Origin of the sequence: Nonomuraea glycinis, from assembly GCF_014646515.1 — a bacterium.
In the GTDB taxonomy this organism is placed as follows: domain Bacteria; phylum Actinomycetota; class Actinomycetes; order Streptosporangiales; family Streptosporangiaceae; genus Nonomuraea; species Nonomuraea glycinis.
Genome location: NZ_BMNK01000007.1, coordinates 427,851 through 449,288 on the forward strand (window position 1 = coordinate 427,851; position 21,438 = coordinate 449,288).

Sequence of the window (21,438 nt, forward strand, 5' to 3'; positions counted from 1 at the left end):
CGAGGTGACGGCCCGATCAGTGCAGGCGCAGGAGACCCGCGAGCTGGTGGAGATGTCGTGGGATCCGATCACCCGGATCATCGGCAATCTGGGGATCTATACGAAGATCGATTTCAAGAATCGGGAGGTGGTGGAGTGTAAGAGCACGTCGTCGTTGTTCCGTGGCTACAGCGTGTTCATGAAGGGGAAGGATCCGCGGGATTCGCATTTCATCACCAGCCGGATCTGTGGCATCTGTGGTGACAATCATGCGGTCTGCTCGATCTACGCGCAGAACATGGCGTACAGGATCAAGCCGCCGCCGCTGGCCGACTGGATCATGAATCTGGGTGAGGCCGCGGAGTACATGTTCGATCACACGCTCTTCCAGGACAACCTGGTGTTCGTCGACTACTGCGAGCAGATGGTGAAGGAGACGAATCCGAGTCTGCTGCGCCGGGCGGAGACGACGCAGGCGCCGCGTGGTGACGTGCACGGGTATCGCACGATCGCGGACATCATGCGGGCGTTCAATCCGTTCGTCGGGGACATGTACCGCGAGGCGTTGCAGGTGAGCCGGGTGACGCGGGAGATGTGCTGCCTGATGGAGGGGCGGCATGTGCATCCGTCGACGCTGTATCCGGGTGGGGTGGGGACGGTGGCGACGCCGCAGTTGTTCACCGACTATCTGGTGCGGCTGATCAGGGTGCTGGACTTCGTGAAGAAGGCCGTGCCGATGAACGACGACGTGTTCGACTTCTTCTACGAGGCGCTGCCGGGGTATGAGGAGGTGGGTCGGCGGCGGGTGATGCTGGGCTGCTGGGGGGCGTTCCAGGATCCGGCGGTGGTGGACTACGACTACCGGCACATGGACGAGTGGGGCCGGGCGATGTTCGTGACGCCCGGGATCGTGCTGGACGGTGAGCTGCGCACGACGAACCTGGTCGACATCAATCTGGGGATCAGGATCCTGCTGGGGAGCTCGTTCTACGACGACTGGGTGAGTGAGGAGCGGTTCGTCGAGCGTGACCCGCTGGGCAATCCGGTCGATCAGCGGCATCCGTGGAACCAGACGACGCTGCCCAAGCCGCAGAAGCGGGATCTGGACGGCGGTAACTACAGCTGGGTGATGAGTCCCCGCTGGTTCGACGACCGTACCGGCGATCATCTGGCGCTGGACACGGGGGGCGGGCCGCTGGCGCGGTTGTGGACGACGGCGCTGGCGGGGCTGGTGGACACGGGGCCGGTGCGGGCGACCGGGCGGAGCGTGGAGATCAATCTGCCGAAGAGCGCGGCGTTCCCGGAGATGCGGCTGGAGTGGCAGGTGCCGCGGTGGGCGAACACGATCGAGCGGAACCGGGCGCGGATGTACTTCGTCGCGTACGCGGCGGCGATCGCGTTCCATTTCGTGGAGCAGGCGCTGACGGAGGTGCGGGCGGGGCGGACGAAGGTGTTCACGGACTTCGATGTGCCGGAGGAGGCGATCGGCTGCGGGTTCCATGAGGCGGTGCGGGGGGTGCTGTCGCATCACATGGTGATCCGCGACGGGAAGATCGCGAATTATCATCCGTATCCGCCGACGCCGTGGAACGCCAGTCCGAGGGACGTGTACGGGACGCCGGGGCCGTATGAGGACGCGGTGCAGGGCATGCACATCTTCGAGGAGAACGGGCCGGAGAACTTCAAGGGCATCGACATCATGCGGACGGTGCGGAGCTTCGATCCGTGCCTGCCGTGCGGGGTGCACATGTATCTGGGTGACGGGAAGGTGCTGCGGCAGGTGCACTCCCCCACGCTCGGGATGAGTGCGGGGGGTTAGCGGTGGAGGAGCGGGAGGTCGCCGAGCGGGTGCGCCGGGTCGAGGCGCTGCTGGAGGTGGCCGACGAGCGGGCGGTGGAGCTGGCCGGGGCGCTGCTGGAGCTGTACGGGGAGGCGTTGTCGCGGGTGATGGCGACGGTATCGGCGGTATCGGCGGTGTCGGCTCCCCTGCCGGCTCCAGGCTCTCCCGTCTCGGCTCCTGGGGCGGCTTCCGTCTCGGCTGTCTCGGCTTCGGGGGCGGTGGAGGGGCTCGTGGAGCGGGTGGCCGCTGATGAGCTGGTGTCGCATCTGCTGTTGTTGCACGGCCTGCATCCGGTGGAGGCGCGGGTGCGGGTGGAGCGGGCGGCCGAGCGGGTGGCCGGGGCGGCGGCGGAGGTCGTGGAGGTGGGTCCGGGGGTGGCCCGGGTGCGGTTGCGGCGGGCGGCGAAGGGGTGCGGCTCGTCGCGGGGAGCGCTCGGCTCGGCGCTGGAGGCGGCGGTGCGTGACGCGGCGCCGGAGATCGAGCGGGTCGAGATCGAGGTCGTGGACAGCGCGCCGCCTGCCGTGGTGATCCCCGTGGAGGAGCTGTTCCGGGCTCCGGTACGGGGTCCGTCGGGGATGCCGGCGTGAGGCCGGGCGTGACGGGCGGCGCCTTGCGCAGGCTCATCGCCGGGGAGTTGACCGGCGTCCGTCCGGGAGCCGCCACCGTGCCGCCCGCTCCCCCCGCACCACCCAGCCCCGCCCCGCCCGGTCCCGCCCCGCCGCCCGGTTACGCGTCGTCGTCGCCGTACGACCTCGCGTCGTCGTACGACCCGGTCGGGGTGCGGGCGGGTGGCGAGAGGCGGGAGGACGGGGAGCGGTGTGAGGTGTGCGCTGCCGCCGTGGCGGCGGAGCACCGGCATCTGCTGGAGGTGGCCGGGCGGGAGCTGCGGTGTGCGTGCCGGGCCTGCGCGGTGCTGTTCGATCGGGCGGCGGCGGGTCCGGGCGGGGAGGCGCGATACGTGCTGGTGCCGGATCGCCGGTGGCTGGTGGAGGGGTTCGTGCTGGACGACGCCACCTGGGCGGAGTTGAGCATCCCGGTGCGGATGGCGTTCGTGGTGGAGGACTCGGCGACGGGGCGGGCCGTGCTGGTGTATCCGAGTCCCGGCGGGCCGGTGGAGTCGCCGCTGGAGGAGGCGACGTGGGAGCGGTTGCGGCGGGCCAATCCGGTGCTGCGCGGCCTGGCGACGGATGTCGAGGCGCTGCTGGTGAATCGTACGGGGACGGTGCGGGAGCACTGGATCGTGCCCGTCGATGACTGTTACGCGCTCGTCGGCCTGTTGCGGACCCGGTGGAAGGGGCTGGCGGGCGGGCCGGAGGTGTGGCGGGAGATCTCGAGCTTTTTCACCGGACTACGCCGGCGGTCCAGGATCGTGCCGCCGGCGGATGACGCGCTGGGCAGGGGAAAGGGGATGGCGTGATGGCGAGGAAGAAGAGGACCGAGCCCATCGTGACCGGGCGCAGGCAGGTGCGCCCGGACGCGCCGGCGCACGTCAAGGGCGTGCGCGAGGGGAACGCGACGGGGAACTACGAGGGGCAGCAGGGGCATCTGCCGGACGGGAGGTCGACCGCGGCGCGGTCGACCGGGATCAACGCCGCGGATCGGGACGCGATCGATCCGGACATGCCCAACCTGTCCCCCGCCTGACTCCGGTGGACGGTTCGATGACGGCCGGGGTGCCGGTGCTGTCGATGGTGGTGGACGGGGTGCGGGCGGCGGAGTACGCGGCGGTGCCCACGTTGGAGTTCATGCTGCGGATCGTGCACGCGGGCGGGCCGCCGGTGCGGTCGCTCACGCTGGACACGCAGGTGCGCATCTCCCCCGCCGGGCGGGCTTATGACGAGGCGAGCCGGGAGCGGCTCGCCGAGTTGTTCGGCCGGCGGGAGGAGTGGAGCCGGAATCTGCGGAGTCTGCTGTGGGCGCAGACGGTCACGCAGGTGCCGGCGTTCAGCGGGGAGACGGTGGCGGCGGTGCGGCTGGCGTGCACCTATGACTTCGAGGTGGCGGTGGCGAAGTACTTTCACGGGTTGCGGGAGGGGGAGGTTCCGCTGGAGTTCCTGTTCAGCGGGACGATCTTCTATCTGGTGGAGGGGCGGCTGCTGGCCGGGCGGGTGCCGTGGGACTGCGAGGCGGGGTTCCGGATGCCGGTGCGGGCGTGGCGGGAGCTGATGGACCGGTATTTCGCCGGGAGCGCGTGGGTGCGGCTGGATCGGGAGGTGTTCGACCGGTTGTACGCCTACCGGGTGCGGCACACGCTGACCGGCTGGGACGACGTGCTGGACAGGTTGTTGAAGGAGGGCGGTGGGTGATGGACGAGCTGGATGACGAGGCGGGGCGGCTGGCGCGGGCGGTGCTGTACGAGGGGTATCTGTTGTGGCCGTATCGGCTGTCGGCGTTGAAGAACCGGCAGCGGTGGACGATCGGCGGCGTGCATCCGGAGCCGTACGGGCGGGCGCGGGCGGGGTATGCGTGGTGGTCTGGGACGCAGTGCCTGCTGGAGGCGGACACGGGCGCGGATGCGGCGGTGACGGTGCGGGTGCGGTGGCTGCATGTGGTCACGTGCGAGGCGGATCCCGTACGGGAGGGGTTTCCGCGCGAGGAGGCGGTGGAGCGGGAGGTGGCGGTGGAGCGGGAGGTGGCGGCGTTGCTGCGGGAGCCGCGGGTCGTGGAGATCGACGTGCCCGCGGGGCGTGAGGTGGCGGCCGGTGGGGTGGTGCGCTGCTGGGAGGCGTTGCGCGGCCGGGTGGAGGTGGCGGCGGAGTCGCTGCGGCCGGGGCTGGTGCGGCTGTCGGTGCGGGTGGTGAACACGACCGCGTGGTGCGGTGAGGAGCGCGGGGAGGCGATGCGGCGAACGCTGGTGGCGGCGCACACGGTGCTGCGGGCGGACGGTGGCGCTTTCGTGTCGCTGATGGATCCGCCTGAGGGGTTGCGCGGGTTCGCCGAGGGGTGCCGGAACGTGGGCGGGTGGCCGGTGCTGCTGGGTGCGGAGGGTGATCGCCGGGCGATGCTGTCGGCGCCGATCATCTTGTACGACCACCCGCGGATCTCGCCGCAGAGCCCGGGTGATCTGTTCGACGCGACGGAGATCGATCAGTTGCTGACGTTGAGTGTGCTGGCGCTGAGCGAGGAGGAGCAGCGGGAGATCCGGGAGGGGGATCCGCGCGGGCGGGAGATTCTGGAGCGGTGTGCGGCGTTGTCGCCGGAGCAGTTGATGCGGTTGCACGGGATCGTGCGGGCGGAGCCGGCGTCGTGACGGGGCTGGGCGCGGGCGCCGGTTGCGGCGGCGACTCCCCTGACTCCTCTGACTCCCCTGACTTCCCCGGCGAGGCCGGCGCGGCGGGGTTCGACGGGGCCGGGCTGGACGGGGCTGGGCTGGATTTCTGGGCGCGGATGGAGCGGCGTGGGCCGGAGGAGGTGATGGTGGCCGGGTGGCCGGTGCGGGAGGGGTGCCGGGTGCGGTTGCGGCCGGCGCGGGCGCGGGCCGACATCATGGATCTGGTCCTGGACGGGCGGGTGGCGGTGGTGGAGTCGATCGAGCAGGACCAGGAGGGCGTCTTTCACTTCGCGGTCACCCTGGACGACGATCCGGGGCGTGATCTCGGGCAGGCGCGGCTGCCGGGGCACCGGTTCTTCTACTCGGCCGAGGAGATCGAGCCGGTGGAGCCGGAGGAGGGTGCGGAGCGGGCGGCGCGGGTGCTGGTCGCCGGGGTGGGCAACGTGTTCTTCGGTGATGACGGGTGGGGCGTGGAGGTGGTCCGCCGGCTCGCCGAGGAGCAGTGGTCCGGCACGGGGCCGGATGAGCTGGTGGATGTGGTGGACTTCGGCATCCGCGGCATGGATCTGGCGTACGCGCTGCAGCGGGACTACGGCCTGGTGATCATCGTGGACGCGGCGGTGCGGGGGCAGGCGCCGGGCACGATCACGGTGCTGGAGGTGGATCAGCCGCGTCATGATCTGCCGGGTTCGGACCTGCCGGAGTCGATCGGGTCGGGGCCGGTGGAGGCGCACGGCATGGATCCGGTCAGGGTGCTGCGGCTGGCCGCGGAGCTCGGCCGGGTGCCGGAGCGGGTGATCGTGATGTGCTGCGAGCCGGCGGTGGTGCCGGCGGGCGAGCCCGGCGAGGACGTGCTGGTGGAGCTGAGCGTCCCGGTGCGGGCGGCGGTCGGGCCAGCCGTCCGCCTGGTGATGGACATGATTGCGGAAAGTGCCGGGCCTGGCTCCCGGCCGGGGTGTGAGGGATGAGGTGACCTGACATGAGGATGTCGCGTATCGCGGCTCTGGTCATGATTTTCGGGACGGTGGCGCTGGTCGTCCACCAGTGGCCGGAGATCACCCGGTATCTGAAGATGAAACGGATGTAAGCGGATGCACGAGGTCGGGATGTGCGAGGGCCTGGTCGAGCTGATCCAGCGGCGCGCCGAGGGCAGGCCCGTGACCGGCGCGCGGGTGCGGGTCGGGGTCCGGCACGCGGTCGTCGGGGACGCCTTCGAGCAGGCTTTCGCGCTCGCCTCTGCGGGCACGCCCGCTGAGGGCGCCGTGGTGGATCTGGTGGTGACGCCGGTCACCGTGGCGTGCCGCTCCTGCGGGAGCCGCAGCGAGTCGCTGGACGTGCTGGCGCTGTGCCCGCCGTGCGGCAGCGATGAGGTGGACGTCAGCGACGGTGACGAGCTGGTGCTGGAGTCCGTCGACTTCGGGAAGGAGCCGTGCGATGTGCCTGGGGATTCCCGGTGAGCTGGTGGCCGACGCTCCCGAGCATCCGGATCTGGCGGTGGTAGAGGTCGGCGGGGTGCGCCGGCGGATCAACGTGGGGCTGCTGGCCGATGAGGAGCTGAGGATCGGCGACTGGGTGCTGGTGCATGTGGGGTTCGCGCTGTCGAAGATCTCGCAGGAGGAGGCGCGGGCGGTGCTCGGCTATCTGGAGGGGCTCGGGCGGGACTACGACGACGAGCTGGACGCGCTGCGGGCGTCGGACATCACGTGAGGACGAGGGGGGCGGCCGGTGCGGTTCGTCGATGAGTACCGGGACGCCGGGAAGGCCAGGGTGCTGGCCGCGGACATCGCCGCGCGGTGTGAGCCGGGGCGGCGGTACACGTTCATGGAGGTGTGCGGGGGGCACACGCACACGATCTACAAGCATGGGCTGGAGGATCATCTGCCGGAGCAGGTGGCGCTGGTGCACGGGCCGGGCTGCCCGGTGTGCGTGATCCCGATGGGGCGGGTGGACGACGCGATGCACATCGCCGCCCAGCCGGATGTGATCATGACGTCGTTCGGCGACATGATGCGGGTGCCGGGTGGTAAGGGGTCGTTCCTGGACGCGAAGGCGGCGGGGGCGGACATCCGGATGGTGTATTCGCCGCTGGACGCGCTGAAGATCGCCAAGTTGAATCCGGGGCGGCGGGTGGTGTTCATGGCGATCGGGTTCGAGACGACCGCGCCGTCGACGGCGATGACGGTGCTGCGGGCGGCGGCCGAGGGGGTGGAGAACTTCTCGGTGTTCTGCAACCACGTGCTGATCATTCCGGCGATCAAGGCGATTCTGGACTCCCCTGATCTGCGGCTGGACGGGTTCATCGGGCCTGGTCACGTGTCGGCGGTGATCGGGTGCCGGCCGTACGAATTCATCGCCCGGGAGTACGGCAAGCCGCTGGTGGTGGCGGGGTTCGAGCCGTTGGACGTGCTGCAGTCGGTGCACATGCTGCTGGGTCAGCTCGGTGAGGGGCGGGCCGAGGTGGGCAACCAGTACGGGCGGGTGGTGCCGTGGGAGGGTAACCGGACCGCGATGGAGGTCATCGGCAAGGTGATGCGGTTGCGGCCGTACTTCGAGTGGCGGGGGTTGGGGTTCATCGCGCAGTCGGCGCTGTCGGTGGCCGATGAGTACGCGGCGTTCGACGCCGAGCGGGTGTTCGACCTGCCGGGGTTGCGGGTGGCCGATCCGAAGGCGTGTCAGTGCGGCGAGGTGCTGAAGGGGGTGCTGAAGCCGTGGGAGTGCAAGGTGTTCGGCACCGCGTGCACGCCGGAGACGCCGATCGGGACGTGCATGGTGTCGTCGGAGGGGGCGTGCGCGGCCTACTACACCTTCGGCCGGTTCAGTCGTGAGCGTGTGAGGGAGGCGACCCGGGCATGAGTTCGGAGCCGGCCGTCGAAGGACGGGCCGTGGGGCGGGCCGAGGGGGTGGAGCGGGCGGTGGCGGAGTCGCGGGCCGGTGTCGCGCCCGGTGGCTCGTCGTCCGGGGGGCGTGAGCAGCAGGTGCTCGATCGGATCGCCCGGGTCCGGCGGCGCAGGGCGGTGGTCAGGGAGGAGCGGATCACGCTCGCTCACGGGGCGGGTGGCAAGGCCACGCAGACGCTGATCGAGGCGGTGTTCCTGGAGGCGTTCCGCAACCCGGTGCTGGCGGCGCTGGAGGACGGGGCGACGCTGTCGCTGGACTGCGCGCGGGCGGCGTTCACGACGGACTCGTTCGTGGTCTCGCCGCTGTTCTTCCCCGGCGGGGACATCGGTGATCTGGCCGTCAACGGGACGGTGAACGACCTGGCGATGTGCGGGGCGCGGCCGGCGTTCCTGTCGGCGGGGTTCATCCTGGAGGAAGGGTTCCCGGTGGCCGACCTGCGGCGGATCGCCGCCTCCATGGCGGCGGCGGCCGGCGCGGCGGGGGTGTCGATCGTGGCGGGCGACACGAAGGTGGTCGAGCGGGGCAAGGCCGACGGCTGCTACGTGACGACCTCGGGGGTCGGGCTGCTGGAGCGGCAGGTGAGCCTGTCGGCCGCCGGCGCCCGGTCCGGGGACGCGGTCATCGTGTCCGGCCCCATGGGCGAGCACGGGGCGGCGATCATGCTGGCGCGGGGTGATTTCGGGATCGAGGCGCCGATCGTCTCCGACACCGCTCCCCTGCACGGCCTGGTCGCGGCGCTGCTGGACGCGTTGCCGGGCGGGGTGCGGTCGCTGCGGGACGCCACCCGCGGCGGGGTGGCCACCGTGCTGAACGAGGTGGCGACCGCTTCTCAGGTGGCGGTCGTGGTGGAGGAGGAGGCGCTGCCGGTGCGGGCGGAGGTGACGGGCGTGTGCGAGCTGCTCGGCATCGATCCGCTGTACGTGGCCTGCGAGGGCCGGTTCGTGGCGGTGGTCGACGGGGAGCATGCCGATCGGGCGGTGCAGGTGCTGCGGGGGCAGCCGGGTGGCGCGGGGGCGGTGCGGATCGGGACGGTGCGTGATGATCCGCCGGGTCTGGTGCTGCTGCGGACGGTGTTCGGCGGCACCCGCATCGTGGACCTGCTCGTCGGCGATCCGCTACCGCGCATCTGCTGAGCTGCCGTGCCGGTCCCCCGCCGGGGTCAGGCGCAGGCGGTCTGGGCGGCGGCTGCTACCGCTTGGCCCAGGCTGAGGCCGCCGTCGTTGCAGGGCACCCGGTGGTGGGTCAGTACCCGGAAGCCGTGGCGGCGCAGCCGTTCGGTGATGCCGCCGAGCAGCACGGTGTTGGCGAACACACCGCCGGACAGCGCCACCGTGCCGAGCCCGGTGGCGTCGGCGACCAGGCGGACCGCCACGGTGACCGCCTCGGCCAGCCCGTGGTGGAAGCGGGCCGCGATCACGCCGGTCGCCACTCCCCCGCGCAGGTCCGCCGCCACCGCCCGGATCAGGTCGGTGCTGGTGATCACGACCGGCGGGCCGGAGGTCACGGTGACCGGGTAGCCGTCGCGGACGGTCCGGTCGGCCCGCTGCTCCAGCTCCACCGCCGCCTGGCCCTCGTAGCCCGCCCGGTCGCAGATGCCGGCCAGGGCGGAAACCGCGTCGAACAGCCGCCCGGCGCTCGAGGTGAGCGGCGCGGCGGGGCCGCCGGCGGCCAGCACGGCGGACACCGCCTGCCAGGCGGCCGGGTTGCGGGCGTGCACGTCGAGGCCGTGGGCGGGCTCGTGGGCGGCGTGCAGGAAGGCCGCCGCCATCCGCCACGGCTGGCGGACGGCGGTGGCGCCGCCGGGCATCGGCACCTGCTCCAGATGCCCGGCCCGGTCGAACGTGGCCAGGTCGGCCACCAGCAGCTCGCCGCCCCAGACGGTGCCGTCGCCGCCGTGGCCGGTGCCGTCGAAGGCGACGCCGATGACCGGTCCCGGCTCGCCGTGCTCGGCCAGGCAGGAGACGATGTGGGCGTGGTGGTGCTGTACCCCGATCGTGTCGACGCCGTTGAGGCTGAGCGCGTACTTCGTGGACAGATACTCCGGGTGCAGGTCGTGCGCGACGAGGGCGGGCTCGATGCCGGTCAGCCGCCGTAGCCGGCCGAGTTCGGTGGTGTAGGCGCGCAGGGTGCGGTAGTCCTCCAGGTCGCCGAGGTGCTGGGACAGGATCGCGCGGTTGCCCTGGGCCAGGCAGAAGGTGCTCTTCTGCTGGGCTCCGCAGGCGAGCACCGGCAGGGGGAAGGGCCATGGCAGCCGGAGCGGTTCGGGGGCGTACCCGCGTGCCCGGCGTATGGGCAGGGGGGCGCCGTCGAAGACGCGCATCACCGAGTCGTCGACGGGGGCGTGGATCGGGCGGTCGTGGCTCAGGAAGGCGTCGGCGATGCCGCCGAGTCGCCGCCGGGCGTCCTCGTCGTCGTGGGCGATCGGCTCGCCGGAGCTGTTTCCGCTGGTGAGGACGTACGGGCGGGTGAGTTCGCGGCAGAGCAGGTGGTGCAGGGGCGTGTACGGCAGTGCGACGCCGAGCTCGCGGGTGCCGGGCGCCACGGAGGGGGCGACCGGTGTTGTGGCGCGGCGGGGCAGCAGGACGATGGGGCGGCGGCGGCCGGACAGCAGGCGGGCGGCGGTGTCGTCGAGGTCGCACAGTTCCCGGACGGCGGGCAGGTCGGCGGCCATCACCGCGAAGGGTTTGCCGGTGCGGCGTTTGCGGGCACGCAGGGTCGTCACGGCGGTGTGGTCGGTGGCGTCGGCGGCCAAGTGGTAGCCGCCGAGTCCTTTGACCGCGACGATGGCGCCGGTGGCGAGCAGGGTGGCGGCTTCGGTGAGGGGGTCGCCGGGCAGTGCCGTGCCGTCCGGGGCGCGGAGCGTGAGGGCGGGGCCGCAGGCCGGGCAGCAGATCGGCTGGGCGTGGAAGCGGCGGTCGCGCGGGTCGCGGTATTCGCGGGCGCAGCGGTCGCACAGGGGGAAGCCGGCCATGGTGGTGGTGTCCCTGTCGTACGGGAGCGCCAGGATGATGGTGAAGCGGGGGCCGCAGCCGGTGCAGTTGACGAACGGGTAGCGGTGGCGGCGGTCGGCCGGGTCGAACAGTTCGGCGAGGCAGGCGTCGCAGGTGGCGACGTCGGGCGGGATGAGGGCGTGGGCGGGCGCGCCGGTGACGCTGGGCGCGATGGTGAAGGCGCGGGCGCCGGTCGGTGGGACGGGGGTGAGGCTGACGCGTTCGATGACGGCGAGCGTGGGTGGCCGGTCGCGGAGGGCTCGCACCAGTGCGGTGACGGCGGCGGGTGGGCCTTCGGCCTCGATGAAGACTCCGCCGTGGTCGTTGCCGACGAGTCCGGCCAGGCCGTAGGTGGAGGCGAGGGCGTGGACGAACGGGCGGAAGCCGACGCCTTGGACGATTCCTTCGACGTGGATCCGGGTCCGGATCCGCTCGTTCATCGTTGGTCCAGGGCCTGCTGGGTCAGTTGCCACAGCACGTGGTAGGCGGTGGTCTGCGCCTCCTGGATGCGGTGCACTGATGATGACGGGATGACGAACAGGTGGTCGGCGAGGTTCTCCTCGGCCATCCGGCCGCCGCCGGATCCGGCGAAGCCGACGGTCACCATGCCGGTGCGGCGGGCTTGTTCCAGGCCGCGCAGGACGTTCGCGGAGCCGCCGCTGGTGGACAGGGCCACGGCGATGTCGCCGGGGCGGCCGAGTGCGGCGAGCTGGCGGGCGAAGACGACGTCGAAGTCGACGTCGTTGGCGAGCGCGGTCAGCAGGGCCGCGTCGCCGGTCAGGGAGAGGGCGGGCAGGGCGGGCTGGGCGCCGCCGGAGTCGCCTGTGCCGCCCTTGTCGGCCGTGTTGCTGGTGCCGCCGGGGTTGCCCGGGTTGCTGGCGCCGCCGGGGTCGCCGGTGGAGAACAGGTGGGCGACGGACTGGGCGTCGGTGCTGCTGCCGCCGTTGCCGAAGGCGAACAGGGTGCCGCCGTTCCGGAAGGCGGTGGCGAGGGCGTCGGCGCAGGCGGTCAGGGCGGGGCCGAGGTCGTTCAGCACGCGCAGGCGCAGGTGGAGGCTCTCGGTGGCTTTGGCGACGGTGGAGCGGGTCAGCTCCTCGTCGGTGGTGGCGCCGGGTCGCAGGAAGGGGTAGAGATGGCCGGTCATCGGCTCTCACCGCCGAGCACCGCGATGGCCTCCTTGGCGTGGACCAGGACCACGTCGCCGACCTGTGCCTGGACCAGGGCCACGCTGATCTCCTCGGTTCCGGCGTCGGTGGCGGCCAGGGCGAGGCCGCCCGGCCGTAGCTCGGTGATGTGCACGGGTGTCGCGGCGTCGGCACAGGTGAGGCAGACGTCGTCGCGGCAGCCGGGCGGGTTGCTCTCCAAGCTGTCGGGACTTTCCAGGAACACGTGGGCGAGCTCCCACAGCAGGTGGTAGGTGGTGACGTGGATCTCTCTGGCGATCAGTGGGTCGTCGCTGCGCGCCACCAGCACGTGGTCGGCCGCCGACGATGCACCGCCGCCGGCGACCAGCTCATCTGGGCCACCTGAGCCGCTGTCCCCCTGCGGGGGTTCGCCCGATGTCAGCGCGATGGTGAGCATGCCGAGTGCGCGGGCGGCCGCGAGCGCGTCGAGCACCTCGCCGCCGCGCCGGGCGTCGGTGAGGATGCCCATCGCGATGTCGTCGGGCCGCCCCAGCAGCCGGAGCCGGGCGGCGAACAGGGTGGGCGAGGCGCCGGTGGATGGTGTGTCGGTGGACAGGGAGAGGGCGGGCAGGGCCCGCTTGCCGACGATCACGGGGTGGGTGAACTCCACCGCCACGTGTCCGGCGTCGGCTGCGGCGGGGCCGTCGCCGAAGGTGAGGAGCCGGCCGCCTCGCCGGAAGCGGGCCGCCAGGTCGCGGGCGGCGGCGGTGATCCGTTGGGCGTCCTGGGCCAGGGCCGTGCCGGGGGCGGTGCGGGCTGCGGCGGCGTGGCCGAGCGGTCCGGCCGCCGGTGCGTGCTGGTTCATCGCCGTTCCCGTCGCCGATGGTGGTCATCTCGGGGCGTGTGCCCTTTCGGATGACATGCTCCATCGGCGGCGGGGTTCGGGCCGGGCGGGGGCGTTCAAGGTCGGGCCAAGTTTTGGCCGGGACGTTCAGCGGCCACGATGCGGCCCGGGTGGCCGGGGCGGCTCTGGCCTGGGGGTGGGTGGCTCAGGCCCGGGGGTGGCCTGGTGGGTCAGGCCTTGTCGCCGCCGAGGGCGCTGCCCTTCTGCCACTGCTTGAACGACATCTGCCAGAAGCCCCAGCCGTTGTTCCACTCGAGGTCGCGCTTGGTGCCGGTGATCTCGACGACGTCGCCGCGCTGGAAGGTGTCGAAGTACCACTTGGCCTGGTCGGGGCGGGCGTTGATGCAGCCGTGGCTGACGTTGCGGACGCCCTGGGCCCACACGTTGTTCTTGGCGTGGACGTACTCGCCGCTGTTGGAGATGCGGACCGCGTGGTCGATCATGACGTCGTAGTAGCCGGGGTCGCCCTTCTTGCGGCCGGGCGAGATCATGCGGACCGGGCTGGCGCGCTCCATGGTGAGGTGGACGCCGGAGGTGGTGGTGTATTCGCGGGTGGTGCCCATCCCGGCGCTGATGCGCATCGTCTGGACGCGCTTGCCGTCGCGGTAGACGTACATCATGTGCTTGTCGGCGGAGACCTTGGAGATCATCTTGGCGCCGATCTTCATGCTGTAGTCGTAGTTCTTCATGCCCCACAGGCCCTTGCCGGCCTTGACGCCGTCGAGGTCGGCGTTGAAGGTGACGGTCTGGTGGGCGGCCCAGTATTTGGCGGGGCGGTAGATGGCGTAGGTGTCGTCGATCCACCGCCAGGCGCCGTCGGCGGGCTTGTCGGACTCGACCTTCAGGGCGCGCTCGACGGCGGCCTTGTAGGTGACCGGCTGGGTGAACCTGACCATGATCGGCATGCCGACGCCGACCTTCTCGCCCTTGCGGTTGGGGGTGACGTCGGCGATCGCGAGGACGCGTTCGGGCTTTTGGGTGGTGAAGGTGCTGGCGGCGGTGGTGACGCCGGAGGTGGCGGTGATCTTGTAGCTGGCGTCCGGCTTCAGCGGTGTCTTGGAGATCCACCGGGTCTTGTCGGCGTTGTACTTGCCGTCGACCGGCTCGCCGTCGCCTTCGGCGACGACGTCGTCGAGGGTGCCGCCGGCGGCGGTGACGACGACCCTCTTGCCGGGGCTGACCTTGGTGCTGCCCTCTTGGGGGGTGATGGCGATGGTGGGGGCTTCAGGGGTCGCCGAGGTGGTGGCGTTGTCGTCGGCGGCCGGTCCCGCACCGGGGACCCCGCCGGAACATGAGGCTGTGAGGGCGGTCGCGGTGGCCACTGCCACGCCTGCGACGATCTTCCTCCAGCCGGTCTCAACCTTCACCGCGAACCTCTTCCCGCTATCATCTGCCGCACTAAAACCTTAATGCTCCTGCATGTATGACGCAGAATCATTTGGGAGAGTTCGGTCACATTTCGATCACTTCCGAGAGTAAGGCGCAGGTCAGCGCCGGGTCAATGCCCGGTAAACCGTCATCGAGCAGGTCAGGGGCGGGACAGCCGGTGGGTGAGGCTCGTGTGCCGCCGCCCCGCCCCCCTGGTCCGTACGGCCTGCGCCAGGGCCCGGCGGGAGCCGACGATCACCACGAGCCGCTTGGCCCGGGTGATGGCGGTGTAGAGCAGGTTGCGCTGCAACATCATCCAGGCGCTGGTGGCCAGCGGGATCACCACGGCCGGGTATTCGCTGCCCTGGGAGCGGTGGATGGAGACGGCGTAGGCGTGGGCGAGCTCGTCGAGCTCGTCGAAGGCGTAGTCGACCTGCTCGTCCTCGTCGGTGAGCACGGTCAGGGAGCTGTCGTCGGGCTGGATGCCGGTGACGATGCCGACGGTGCCGTTGAAGACGCCGGCCGCGCCCTTGTCGTAGTTGTTGCGCAACTGGGTGACCTTGTCGCCGACGCGGAAGACGCGGCCGCCGTAGCGGCGTTCGGGCATGCCGTCGCGGGCGGGGGTGAGGGACTCCTGCAGGGCGATGTTGAGCGCGCCCGCTCCGGCGGCGCCGCGGTGCATGGGGGCGAGCACCTGCACCTCGCGGCGCGGGTCGAGGCCGAACCTGCGCGGGATGCGGCGGGCGACCACGTCCACGGTCATGGCGGCGATCTCGTCGGGCTCCTCGCACGGGAACAGGAAGAAGTCCTTCATGCCCTCCAGCACCGGGTGGCGGCCGGTGTTGACGCGGTGGGCGTTGACGACGACGCCGGACTCCTGGGCCTGGCGGAAGATCTGCGTCAGCCGTACGCGCGGGATGTCGTCGGCGGCGAGCAGGTCTTTGAGTACCTCGCCCGCGCCGACGGACGGCAGCTGGTCGACGTCGCCGACGAACAGCAGGTGCGAGCCGGGCGCGACGGCCTTGACGAGCTTGTTGGCCAGCAGCACGTCGAGCATGGACGCCTCGTCGACCACGACCAGGTCGGCGTCGAGGGGGTTGTCCCGGTCGAAGGTGGCCTCGCCGCCGGGGCGCAGCTGCAGCAGCCGGTGCACGGTGGTGGCCTCGTGGCCGGTGAGCTCGGCCAGCCGCTTGGCGGCCCGGCCGGTGGGGGCGGCCAGGATCACCTTGGCGCGTTTGGCGCGGGCCAGGGTGACGATGGAGCGGACGGTGAAGCTCTTGCCGCAGCCGGGGCCGCCGGTCAGCACGGCGACCTTGCGGGTGAGCGCCAGCCGGACGGCCTGGCGCTGCTCGGTGGCCAGCTCCGCGCCGGTCTGGCCGTGCAGCCACTGCTCGGCCTTGTCCCAGTCGACGTCGCCGAACGCCTTGAGCCGGTCGTGGCCGCTGTGCAGCAGCGTCAGCAGGGAGCCGGCCAGGGACAGCTCGGCGCGGTGGAACGGCGGCAGGTAGACGGCGGGCACCACGTTGTCGCCGGCGGGGATCTCCTCGCGGACGGCGCCCTCCTCGGTGACGAGGTCCTCCAGGCAGGTGACGGTCAGGGGGGCGTCCACCTCCAGGATCTTGACGGCGTCGCCGACCAGGTTGGGGGCCGGCAGGTAGCAGTGGCCGTCGTCGGCGGCCTGCGACAGGGTGTAGCGCAGACCGGCCTTGACGCGCTCGGGGCTGTCGTGCGGGATGCCGACGGCCTGGGCGATGGTGTCGGCGGTCTTGAAGCCGATCCCCCACACGTCGTCGGCGAGCTTGTACGGCTGGGCCCGGACGACGTCGATGGAGCGCTCGCCGTACTGCTTGAAGATGCGCACCGCGATGGAGGTGGAGACGCCGACCCCCTGCAGGAAGATCATCACCTCTTTGATGATCTTCTGTTCTGCCCAGGCGGCGGCGATCATCTTGGTGCGTTTGGGGCCCAGCCCCGGCACCTCCACCAGCCGCTGCGGCTCCTGCTCGATCACGTCGAGGGTGTCGGTGCCGAAGTGGTCGACGATCCGCTCGGCCATCTTCGGGCCGATCCCCTTGATCAGGCCGGAGCCGAGATAGCGGCGGATGCCCTGCACGGTGGCCGGCAGCACGGTGGTGTAGGACCACACCTCGAACTGCTTGCCGTAGCGGGGATGGGAGGTCCAGCGCCCGGTCAGCCGCAGCGACTCCCCCACCTGCGCGCCCAGCAACGGCCCCACCACGGTCAGCAGTTCGGCCCCGGAACGGGCGGTGGCGACCCGCGCGATCGTGTAGCCGGTCTCCTCATTCGCGTAAGTGACGCGCTCCAAGACCGCGTCCAGGGTCGCACCGGGCGGACCGCCTGAACCATCGACCACGAAACCCTCACTCCCCAGCCGTCCCGGGGGCCAGCGTAGAACACGCCGGGGCCGGCCGAAATCCTGCCGAGGCGCGCGAGGCCGCGCTCGAGGACCGGAGCGCGACGACCTGGGAGAACATCACGAACGTGATCCCCCTGCTGGAGAACGCCGACCGCATCAAGATCGTTTCCCAGCCGGCGCACGCGCTCAAGGCCCGCGCATACCTGCGGCGGCAGCGCCCTGATCTCGCCGAGCGGCTGGTGCGCGCGGATGACTACCGTCCCGGCGAGTGGATGGCCGTCAAACCGCTGCTGGCTCTGTACGGACTGTGGACCCTGCGCGGTCTCAAGGCCGACGAACGGAAGATCTCGCTGTAGACCGCCCCGGCCGACGCCGGCGGACCCACGAGGCTGGTACAAAGGGGGCATGAGTGATTCTGTCGGGTATTCCCCGCGGCCGAACGTGCCGCCGGCCCGGCCTGTCCGCAGCCGGAGGTACCGCGTGTGGGCCCAGGTGCTGCTGTGGACACCGATCGCGCTCACGGTGGTCGCCGTCGTCCTCGGCCTGGGGCTGTTCGCGGCCGCTGACGCCGACGCGACGCACAGCTCGTCCGCCCTCGGCTATCTCGGCCTCGTCGTGTGGGGCGGCCTCGTGGTCCTGTCGCCGGTCCTGCTCGGGTCGTTCATCGCCGGTCTTGTCATGGTGATCCGCGGCCGAGGCTGAGGCCGCGGGCGCCGGGTCACGACACCCGTGCGGAGGGGACCGTCCAGGTGTTGCACGCGGCGGGCGAGCCGGAGCGAAAGCCCTTGTCGAGCCAGGCGGCGATGTTGCGCCCCTTGCCGTGGGTGCGGTTCTTGCTCTGCTCGTCGCCGCTGTCGCGGTCGATGTCGAGCAGGACCTTCCAGTCGCGCGAGGTACGGTCCAGGGACTTCCAGGTGCTGCCGATGAACACCCCGGCCAGGCATTCGGCCTGCAGCTCCAGGCGGCGCAGTTGCTCGTTCAGCTCGCTCTTGCCCTTGTAGGGGTGCCGGTCGAAGGCGCGGCTGATCCCGGTGAGGTTCTGCACGTGGTGCCCGAACTCGTGGGCGGCGACGTCGAAGAGGAACAGGTCCGACGGCTCGCCGAGCAGGTCGCGGTTCAGCAGGAAGACGAAGCGCCGTTCGTCGTCGCAGTAGCGCGCCGCGGCGTCCTTCCAGGCGGTTCCGCAAAAGCGCCGCGGCTTGGTGATGAAGGCGACCCTGGCTTTGGTGAACGGCAGGCCGGCTCGTCGGAAGTGAGCGGCCCAGGAGGTGTTGAGGCAGTTCACCACCGTGGTCAGGTAGCGCTTGGCGGCCCGGACGTCGTTCGGCTTGACCGGGTGCTCGGTGCACTGGCTCGGCCGTAGCGGGCCGCTGCGGTAGAGCTCGCTCGCGGTCAGGGCGCGATCGCGGATGGGGTAGGTGGCGGCCTGGGCCGTCCCGGCTAACAGGATCGAGCCCAGGATGAAGGCCGCGAGGAGGGGGGTGAGGCGCATGATCACCATCCTAGGACGCGAGATCCGGCCGGGCCGCAGCGAAATCCTGTTTTACCCAGCCATGAGACACCTGCGCAAAGGACCGTGATATGCCGGTTCAAGGGGGGTAGGGCGGTGTGACAAGGTGCCAGATCCGCTCGCCCTGTTGAGTCCCCGAAGCGCATGGCCAGGGCTCCTGACGTGCCGGGCCGCAGGCGCGGAAGGGCGGAAGGAGCCCAACATGGCACAGCAGCATCATCCACAGGCCCGCCAGACGTCCCAGGAACAGGCGACGACGGCCGTACCCCAGCAACGGGAAGGACCCACGCGGTCTCAGCAGGAGGAGCCGCCCCGGCTGACCGGGTGGCTCGGCTGGGTGCTGTTCGCCGGCTTCACGATGGTGATCGTGGGATGCTTCCAGGCGGTGATGGGGCTGGTCGGCATCTTCAACACCGACTTCTACGTCATCACCGCGAACAACCTGGCGATCCCCGTCAACTACACCACCTGGGGCGTGGTCCACCTGATCCTCGGGGTGATCGTCGCCCTCGCCGGGCTGGCCGTCATGGCGGGCAAGACGTGGGGACGCGCGGTCGGGATCTTCCTGGCGGCGATCCAGGCGATCGTCAACTTCGCCTGGTTCCCCGCCTACCCGTTCTGGTCGCTGATCGTCATCGCCGTCGACATCCTCGTCATCTACGCCCTGCTCGTCCACGGCGGCGAGATGCGCGGCCTCACCCGGCAGGGCGCGCGCGGCGCCACCCAGTGATCCACGTGTAGCGTCGCATCTGGCCGTCGACCGACCCGGCGAAGGAGCCAGATGACCACGACGCGCATCGGTGCCGGCCCTCCTCACGCCGGGAAGCGGCGGCCGGGGAGGGCCGCACACGTGCTCAGGCTCGCCCTGGCGGCGCTGCTGCTGGCTATGGCCGGCTGCGGGCAGGCGCCCGAGCGGCCCTCGTCGCCGCCGAAGACGTCTTCGGCGGCGGCGCAGGACGGGTGCGCGGGCGGTGCGCGGCTCACGGCCGGCAGGCACACGCTGACGTTCGCCGGCGAGGACCGCGTCTTCCTGCTGACGCTGCCCGAGGGCGACGGCCCGCATCCGGTGCTGCTCAACCTGCACGGGCTCGGCTCCACCGCCCGCGAGCAGGCCGCCTACAGCCGCCTGCCCCGGGTGGGCGGCCGGCGCGGCTACATCGTCGCCACCCCGCAGGTGGCGAAGGACCGGCTCGCCTGGACGCTGCCGCACGGCTTCGGCCCCGACGACACCGGCTTCCTGAGCGCGCTGCTGGACCGGCTGGAGCAGCGGCTGTGCGTGGACCGGCGGCGCGAGTTCGCCGCCGGCCTGTCCTACGGCGGCGCCATGGCCACGGCCCTGGTGTGCGGCCTGGACGGCAGGCTGGCCGGGGTGGCGGCCGTCGGCGGCGTCAACATCGTCCGGCCGTGCCGTGACCCGCAGCCTGCCACGCTGGTCGCCTTCCACGGCACCGCCGACCGCGTCGTCCCCTACCGGGGCGGCCACCCGCTGCGTGACGCCCCCGGCGACCTGCGCAAACTCGCCGACCTGGTGACGCTCCAGCCGGTGGAGCAGGTGACGGGCGGCTGGGCGGACGCGCTCGGCTGTCCCACCGCCGCCACCACCGCTCCCGCCCCCGGGGTACGGCTGCGCACCTGGACAGGCTGCGCCCGCGGCGCCCGCGTACACCTGTACACGATCAGCGGCGGCGGCCACACCTGGCCGGGCCCGATCGAGGTGTCCACGCTCGGCGCGACCAACCGGCACCTGGACGCCACCCGGCTCATCCTGGACGCCTTCGACGCGGCCCGGCCCGTCTGAAACGACCAGGCCGGGGGCCCGGCCGGGCATTAGGGTTGACGTCCATGAGTCAGGTAGGACATCAGACGGCGCGGGCGCTGCTGCGCAGGCTCGCCATCGAGCAGGCCGAATGCCGCATCCCCTCGGTGCGGGCCGCGATCGTGCGCGACGGCGAGATCGCGTGGCAGGCCGGCCGCGGCCAGGTGGACGGGCGTCCGCCGGAGCCCGGCACCCAATACCGGATCGGTTCGATCACCAAGAGCGTCGTGGCCGTCACCGTCATGCGGCTGCGGGACGAGGGCCTGATCGACCTGCTGGAGCCGATCGGCAAGCACCTGCCCGACACCCGGTTCGGCGAGGTCACGATCGCCCAGTTGCTCTCGCACACCGGCGGCCTGACGGCCGAGCCGCCCACCGGCTGGTGGGAGCGCACCCCCGGCATCGAGATGGCCGACCTGCTGTCCCGCGTCGGCCCCGGCGAGGTCAAGCACCGGCCGGGCCGCCGCTACCACTACTCCAACCTCGGCTTCTCCCTGCTCGGCGAACTGGTCGCCCGCCTGCGCGGCACGCCGTGGGCGCAGGTGGCGCGGACCGAGGTGCTCGGCCCGCTCGGCATGACCGGCACCACCACCAGGCCGCGGCCGCCGCACGCCACCGGCTACGCCGTCCACCCCTACGCCGACGTGCTGCTGCCCGAGCCCGAGCACGACGCCGGCGCCATGGCCCCGGCCGGGCAGCTGTGGTCCACCACCACCGACCTGGCCCGCTGGGCGGCGTTCGTCGCCGGGGACACCGGCGGCGTGCTGTCGCCCGGCACCCTCGCCGAGATGCGCGAGCCGGCCACCGTCGCCGACGGCGACGCCTGGACCTCCGGCTACGGGCTCGGCCTGCAGCTCACCCGGCACGCCGGGCGCCGCCTGGCCGGCCACACCGGCTCCATGCCCGGCTTCCTGGCCACCGTGTGGGCCGACCCCGCCGACGGCGTCGGCGTGCTGTTCCTGGCCAACACCACCTCCGGCCTGCGACCCGGGCTGCTCACCGACCTGCTCGACATCCTCGACGAGCACGAGCCGCGCCTGCCCCAGGAGTGGACCCCCGCCGGCGCCGACCCCGCCCTGCTGGCGCTGACCGGCCTGTGGCACTGGGGGCCCGCCCCCTACCTGCTGCGGCTGCTGCCCGGCGGCGGCCTGTCGCTCGAACCGGTGCGCGGCGCCGGGCGCGCCTCCAGGTTCGTGCCGCAGGACGACGGCACCTGGCTCGGCCTGGACGGCTACTACGCCGGTGAGACGCTGCGGGTGGCGGCCGACCATCTCGACCTCAACACCTTCATCTTCACCCGCGACCCCTACGACCCGGCCGAACCCGTGCCCGGCGGCGTCGACGACTGGCACTAGCCACTT

Annotated in this window: 23 protein-coding genes; 17 read left to right on the forward strand and 6 right to left on the reverse strand. The window is 71.7% G+C overall.

What is annotated here, in order from left to right; genetic code table 11:
• Positions 1–4: 4 nt before the first annotated feature.
• From IEY87_RS22390 to hypE, 12 genes are read left to right on the forward strand one after another with little or no spacing between them, the layout of a single operon-like run.
• Positions 5–1,798 (forward strand): nickel-dependent hydrogenase large subunit, encoded by a 1,794-nt coding sequence (locus tag IEY87_RS22390; RefSeq protein ID WP_225277250.1) that lies wholly within the window; start codon positions 5–7, stop codon positions 1,796–1,798.
• A gap of 2 nt (positions 1,799–1,800) precedes the next feature.
• On the forward strand, positions 1,801–2,406 hold the full coding sequence (locus tag IEY87_RS46720; protein ID WP_189140678.1) for a NifU-related iron-sulfur-binding protein: 606 nt from the start codon (positions 1,801–1,803) through the stop codon (positions 2,404–2,406).
• Positions 2,403–3,236, forward strand: a complete 834-nt coding sequence (locus tag IEY87_RS22400) for a DUF5947 family protein (RefSeq protein ID WP_225277251.1) — start codon at positions 2,403–2,405, stop codon at positions 3,234–3,236. The genes IEY87_RS46720 and IEY87_RS22400 overlap by 4 nt, the downstream gene beginning before the upstream one ends.
• Positions 3,236–3,463 (forward strand): hypothetical protein, encoded by a 228-nt coding sequence (locus IEY87_RS22405; protein WP_189140679.1) that lies wholly within the window; start codon positions 3,236–3,238, stop codon positions 3,461–3,463. The genes IEY87_RS22400 and IEY87_RS22405 overlap by 1 nt, the downstream gene beginning before the upstream one ends.
• A 17-nt stretch (positions 3,464–3,480) precedes the next feature.
• On the forward strand, positions 3,481–4,125 hold the full coding sequence (locus IEY87_RS22410; RefSeq protein WP_225277252.1) for a DUF6084 family protein: 645 nt from the start codon (positions 3,481–3,483) through the stop codon (positions 4,123–4,125).
• Positions 4,125–5,069, forward strand: coding sequence for a hypothetical protein (locus IEY87_RS22415; protein WP_189140680.1), 945 nt, complete (start codon positions 4,125–4,127; stop codon positions 5,067–5,069). Before IEY87_RS22410 ends, IEY87_RS22415 begins: the two co-directional genes overlap by 1 nt.
• A complete protein-coding gene (locus tag IEY87_RS22420; protein ID WP_225277253.1) occupies positions 5,066–6,058 on the forward strand; it encodes a hydrogenase maturation protease in 993 nt (330 codons plus the stop codon). The genes IEY87_RS22415 and IEY87_RS22420 overlap by 4 nt, the downstream gene beginning before the upstream one ends.
• 11 nt (positions 6,059–6,069) lie before the next feature.
• Entirely contained in the window at positions 6,070–6,177 is a 108-nt protein-coding gene (locus tag IEY87_RS47205; RefSeq protein WP_372462253.1) for a DUF6893 family small protein, read from the forward strand.
• A gap of 4 nt (positions 6,178–6,181) precedes the next feature.
• Positions 6,182–6,547 (forward strand): hydrogenase maturation nickel metallochaperone HypA/HybF, encoded by a 366-nt coding sequence (locus IEY87_RS22425; protein ID WP_189140681.1) that lies wholly within the window; start codon positions 6,182–6,184, stop codon positions 6,545–6,547.
• Positions 6,525–6,797 (forward strand): HypC/HybG/HupF family hydrogenase formation chaperone, encoded by a 273-nt coding sequence (locus IEY87_RS22430; protein WP_189140682.1) that lies wholly within the window; start codon positions 6,525–6,527, stop codon positions 6,795–6,797. The genes IEY87_RS22425 and IEY87_RS22430 overlap by 23 nt, the downstream gene beginning before the upstream one ends.
• An 18-nt stretch (positions 6,798–6,815) precedes the next feature.
• The gene (gene hypD, locus IEY87_RS22435; protein WP_189140683.1) at positions 6,816–7,943 is read left to right on the forward strand and encodes a hydrogenase formation protein HypD; all 1,128 of its coding nucleotides are present in this window, start codon (positions 6,816–6,818) and stop codon (positions 7,941–7,943) included.
• Complete coding sequence (hypE, locus tag IEY87_RS22440) at positions 7,940–9,121, forward strand: hydrogenase expression/formation protein HypE (RefSeq protein WP_189140684.1); 1,182 nt, start codon at positions 7,940–7,942, stop codon at positions 9,119–9,121. Before hypD ends, hypE begins: the two co-directional genes overlap by 4 nt.
• Positions 9,122–9,147: 26 nt before the next feature.
• Here the strand turns inward: hypE and hypF are convergent, their stop codons facing one another.
• The 5 genes from hypF to recD2 form a co-directional block, all read right to left on the reverse strand.
• The gene (gene hypF / locus IEY87_RS22445; RefSeq protein ID WP_189140685.1) at positions 9,148–11,418 is read right to left on the reverse strand and encodes a carbamoyltransferase HypF; all 2,271 of its coding nucleotides are present in this window, start codon (positions 11,416–11,418) and stop codon (positions 9,148–9,150) included.
• Entirely contained in the window at positions 11,415–12,122 is a 708-nt protein-coding gene (locus IEY87_RS22450; protein ID WP_189140686.1) for a D-sedoheptulose-7-phosphate isomerase, read from the reverse strand. The genes hypF and IEY87_RS22450 overlap by 4 nt, the downstream gene beginning before the upstream one ends.
• Positions 12,119–12,967: an SIS domain-containing protein gene (locus IEY87_RS22455; protein ID WP_189140687.1), complete on the reverse strand. Its 849-nt coding sequence runs from the start codon at positions 12,965–12,967 to the stop codon at positions 12,119–12,121. The genes IEY87_RS22450 and IEY87_RS22455 overlap by 4 nt, the downstream gene beginning before the upstream one ends.
• Positions 12,968–13,176: 209 nt before the next feature.
• A complete protein-coding gene (locus tag IEY87_RS22460; protein ID WP_189140688.1) occupies positions 13,177–14,373 on the reverse strand; it encodes a L,D-transpeptidase in 1,197 nt (398 codons plus the stop codon).
• 161 nt (positions 14,374–14,534) lie between these two features.
• Positions 14,535–16,748 carry an SF1B family DNA helicase RecD2 gene (gene recD2, locus IEY87_RS22465; protein WP_189140689.1) on the reverse strand — a complete coding sequence of 738 codons (2,214 nt, stop codon included), beginning with the start codon at positions 16,746–16,748 and terminating at the stop codon, positions 14,535–14,537.
• Between recD2 and IEY87_RS46725 the strand changes: the two genes are divergently transcribed.
• Positions 16,733–17,107 carry an ElyC/SanA/YdcF family protein gene (locus IEY87_RS46725; RefSeq protein ID WP_225277281.1) on the forward strand — a complete coding sequence of 125 codons (375 nt, stop codon included), beginning with the start codon at positions 16,733–16,735 and terminating at the stop codon, positions 17,105–17,107. The two genes, recD2 and IEY87_RS46725, sit on opposite strands and share 16 nt — an antisense overlap.
• 49 nt (positions 17,108–17,156) lie before the next feature.
• On the forward strand, positions 17,157–17,453 hold the full coding sequence (locus IEY87_RS22475) for a hypothetical protein (RefSeq protein ID WP_189140690.1): 297 nt from the start codon (positions 17,157–17,159) through the stop codon (positions 17,451–17,453).
• A gap of 16 nt (positions 17,454–17,469) precedes the next feature.
• On the opposite strand, the gene IEY87_RS22480 is transcribed toward IEY87_RS22475, so the two are convergent.
• Entirely contained in the window at positions 17,470–18,243 is a 774-nt protein-coding gene (locus IEY87_RS22480) for a neutral zinc metallopeptidase (RefSeq protein ID WP_189140691.1), read from the reverse strand.
• A 220-nt stretch (positions 18,244–18,463) separates the two neighbouring features.
• Here IEY87_RS22480 and IEY87_RS22485 point away from each other — a divergent pair, with 220 nt between their 5' ends.
• Genes IEY87_RS22485 through IEY87_RS22495 form a run of 3 tightly spaced genes read left to right on the forward strand, consistent with a single transcriptional unit; the run spans position 18,464 to position 21,432 of the window.
• A complete protein-coding gene (locus tag IEY87_RS22485; protein WP_189140692.1) occupies positions 18,464–18,991 on the forward strand; it encodes a DUF7144 family membrane protein in 528 nt (175 codons plus the stop codon).
• A 51-nt stretch (positions 18,992–19,042) separates the two neighbouring features.
• Entirely contained in the window at positions 19,043–20,059 is a 1,017-nt protein-coding gene (locus IEY87_RS22490; RefSeq protein WP_189140693.1) for a CE1 family esterase, read from the forward strand.
• A 44-nt stretch (positions 20,060–20,103) separates the two neighbouring features.
• Positions 20,104–21,432: a serine hydrolase domain-containing protein gene (locus tag IEY87_RS22495; protein ID WP_189140694.1), complete on the forward strand. Its 1,329-nt coding sequence runs from the start codon at positions 20,104–20,106 to the stop codon at positions 21,430–21,432.
• Positions 21,433–21,438 lie beyond the last annotated feature (6 nt).

What these genes read in the sequence shown, in the direction of transcription:
- IEY87_RS22450 (WP_189140686.1), bottom strand. Translation starts at nt 12,122, where the DNA reads ATGACCGGCCATCTCTACCCCTTCCTGCGACCCGGCGCCACCACCGAC.
- hypF (WP_189140685.1), bottom strand. Translation starts at nt 11,418, where the DNA reads ATGAACGAGCGGATCCGGACCCGGATCCACGTCGAAGGAATCGTCCAA.
- hypE (WP_189140684.1), top strand. Translation starts at nt 7,940, where the DNA reads ATGAGTTCGGAGCCGGCCGTCGAAGGACGGGCCGTGGGGCGGGCCGAG.
- IEY87_RS22425 (WP_189140681.1), top strand. Translation starts at nt 6,182, where the DNA reads ATGCACGAGGTCGGGATGTGCGAGGGCCTGGTCGAGCTGATCCAGCGG.
- IEY87_RS22485 (WP_189140692.1), top strand. Translation starts at nt 18,464, where the DNA reads ATGGCACAGCAGCATCATCCACAGGCCCGCCAGACGTCCCAGGAACAG.
- IEY87_RS22455 (WP_189140687.1), bottom strand. Translation starts at nt 12,967, where the DNA reads ATGAACCAGCACGCACCGGCGGCCGGACCGCTCGGCCACGCCGCCGCA.
- IEY87_RS22480 (WP_189140691.1), bottom strand. Translation starts at nt 18,243, where the DNA reads ATGCGCCTCACCCCCCTCCTCGCGGCCTTCATCCTGGGCTCGATCCTG.
- IEY87_RS22405 (WP_189140679.1), top strand. Translation starts at nt 3,236, where the DNA reads ATGGCGAGGAAGAAGAGGACCGAGCCCATCGTGACCGGGCGCAGGCAG.
- IEY87_RS22495 (WP_189140694.1), top strand. Translation starts at nt 20,104, where the DNA reads ATGAGTCAGGTAGGACATCAGACGGCGCGGGCGCTGCTGCGCAGGCTC.
- IEY87_RS22430 (WP_189140682.1), top strand. Translation starts at nt 6,525, where the DNA reads ATGTGCCTGGGGATTCCCGGTGAGCTGGTGGCCGACGCTCCCGAGCAT.
- IEY87_RS47205 (WP_372462253.1), top strand. Translation starts at nt 6,070, where the DNA reads ATGAGGATGTCGCGTATCGCGGCTCTGGTCATGATTTTCGGGACGGTG.
- IEY87_RS22410 (WP_225277252.1), top strand. Translation starts at nt 3,481, where the DNA reads ATGACGGCCGGGGTGCCGGTGCTGTCGATGGTGGTGGACGGGGTGCGG.
- IEY87_RS22475 (WP_189140690.1), top strand. Translation starts at nt 17,157, where the DNA reads ATGAGTGATTCTGTCGGGTATTCCCCGCGGCCGAACGTGCCGCCGGCC.
- IEY87_RS22415 (WP_189140680.1), top strand. Translation starts at nt 4,125, where the DNA reads ATGGACGAGCTGGATGACGAGGCGGGGCGGCTGGCGCGGGCGGTGCTG.
- IEY87_RS22490 (WP_189140693.1), top strand. Translation starts at nt 19,043, where the DNA reads ATGACCACGACGCGCATCGGTGCCGGCCCTCCTCACGCCGGGAAGCGG.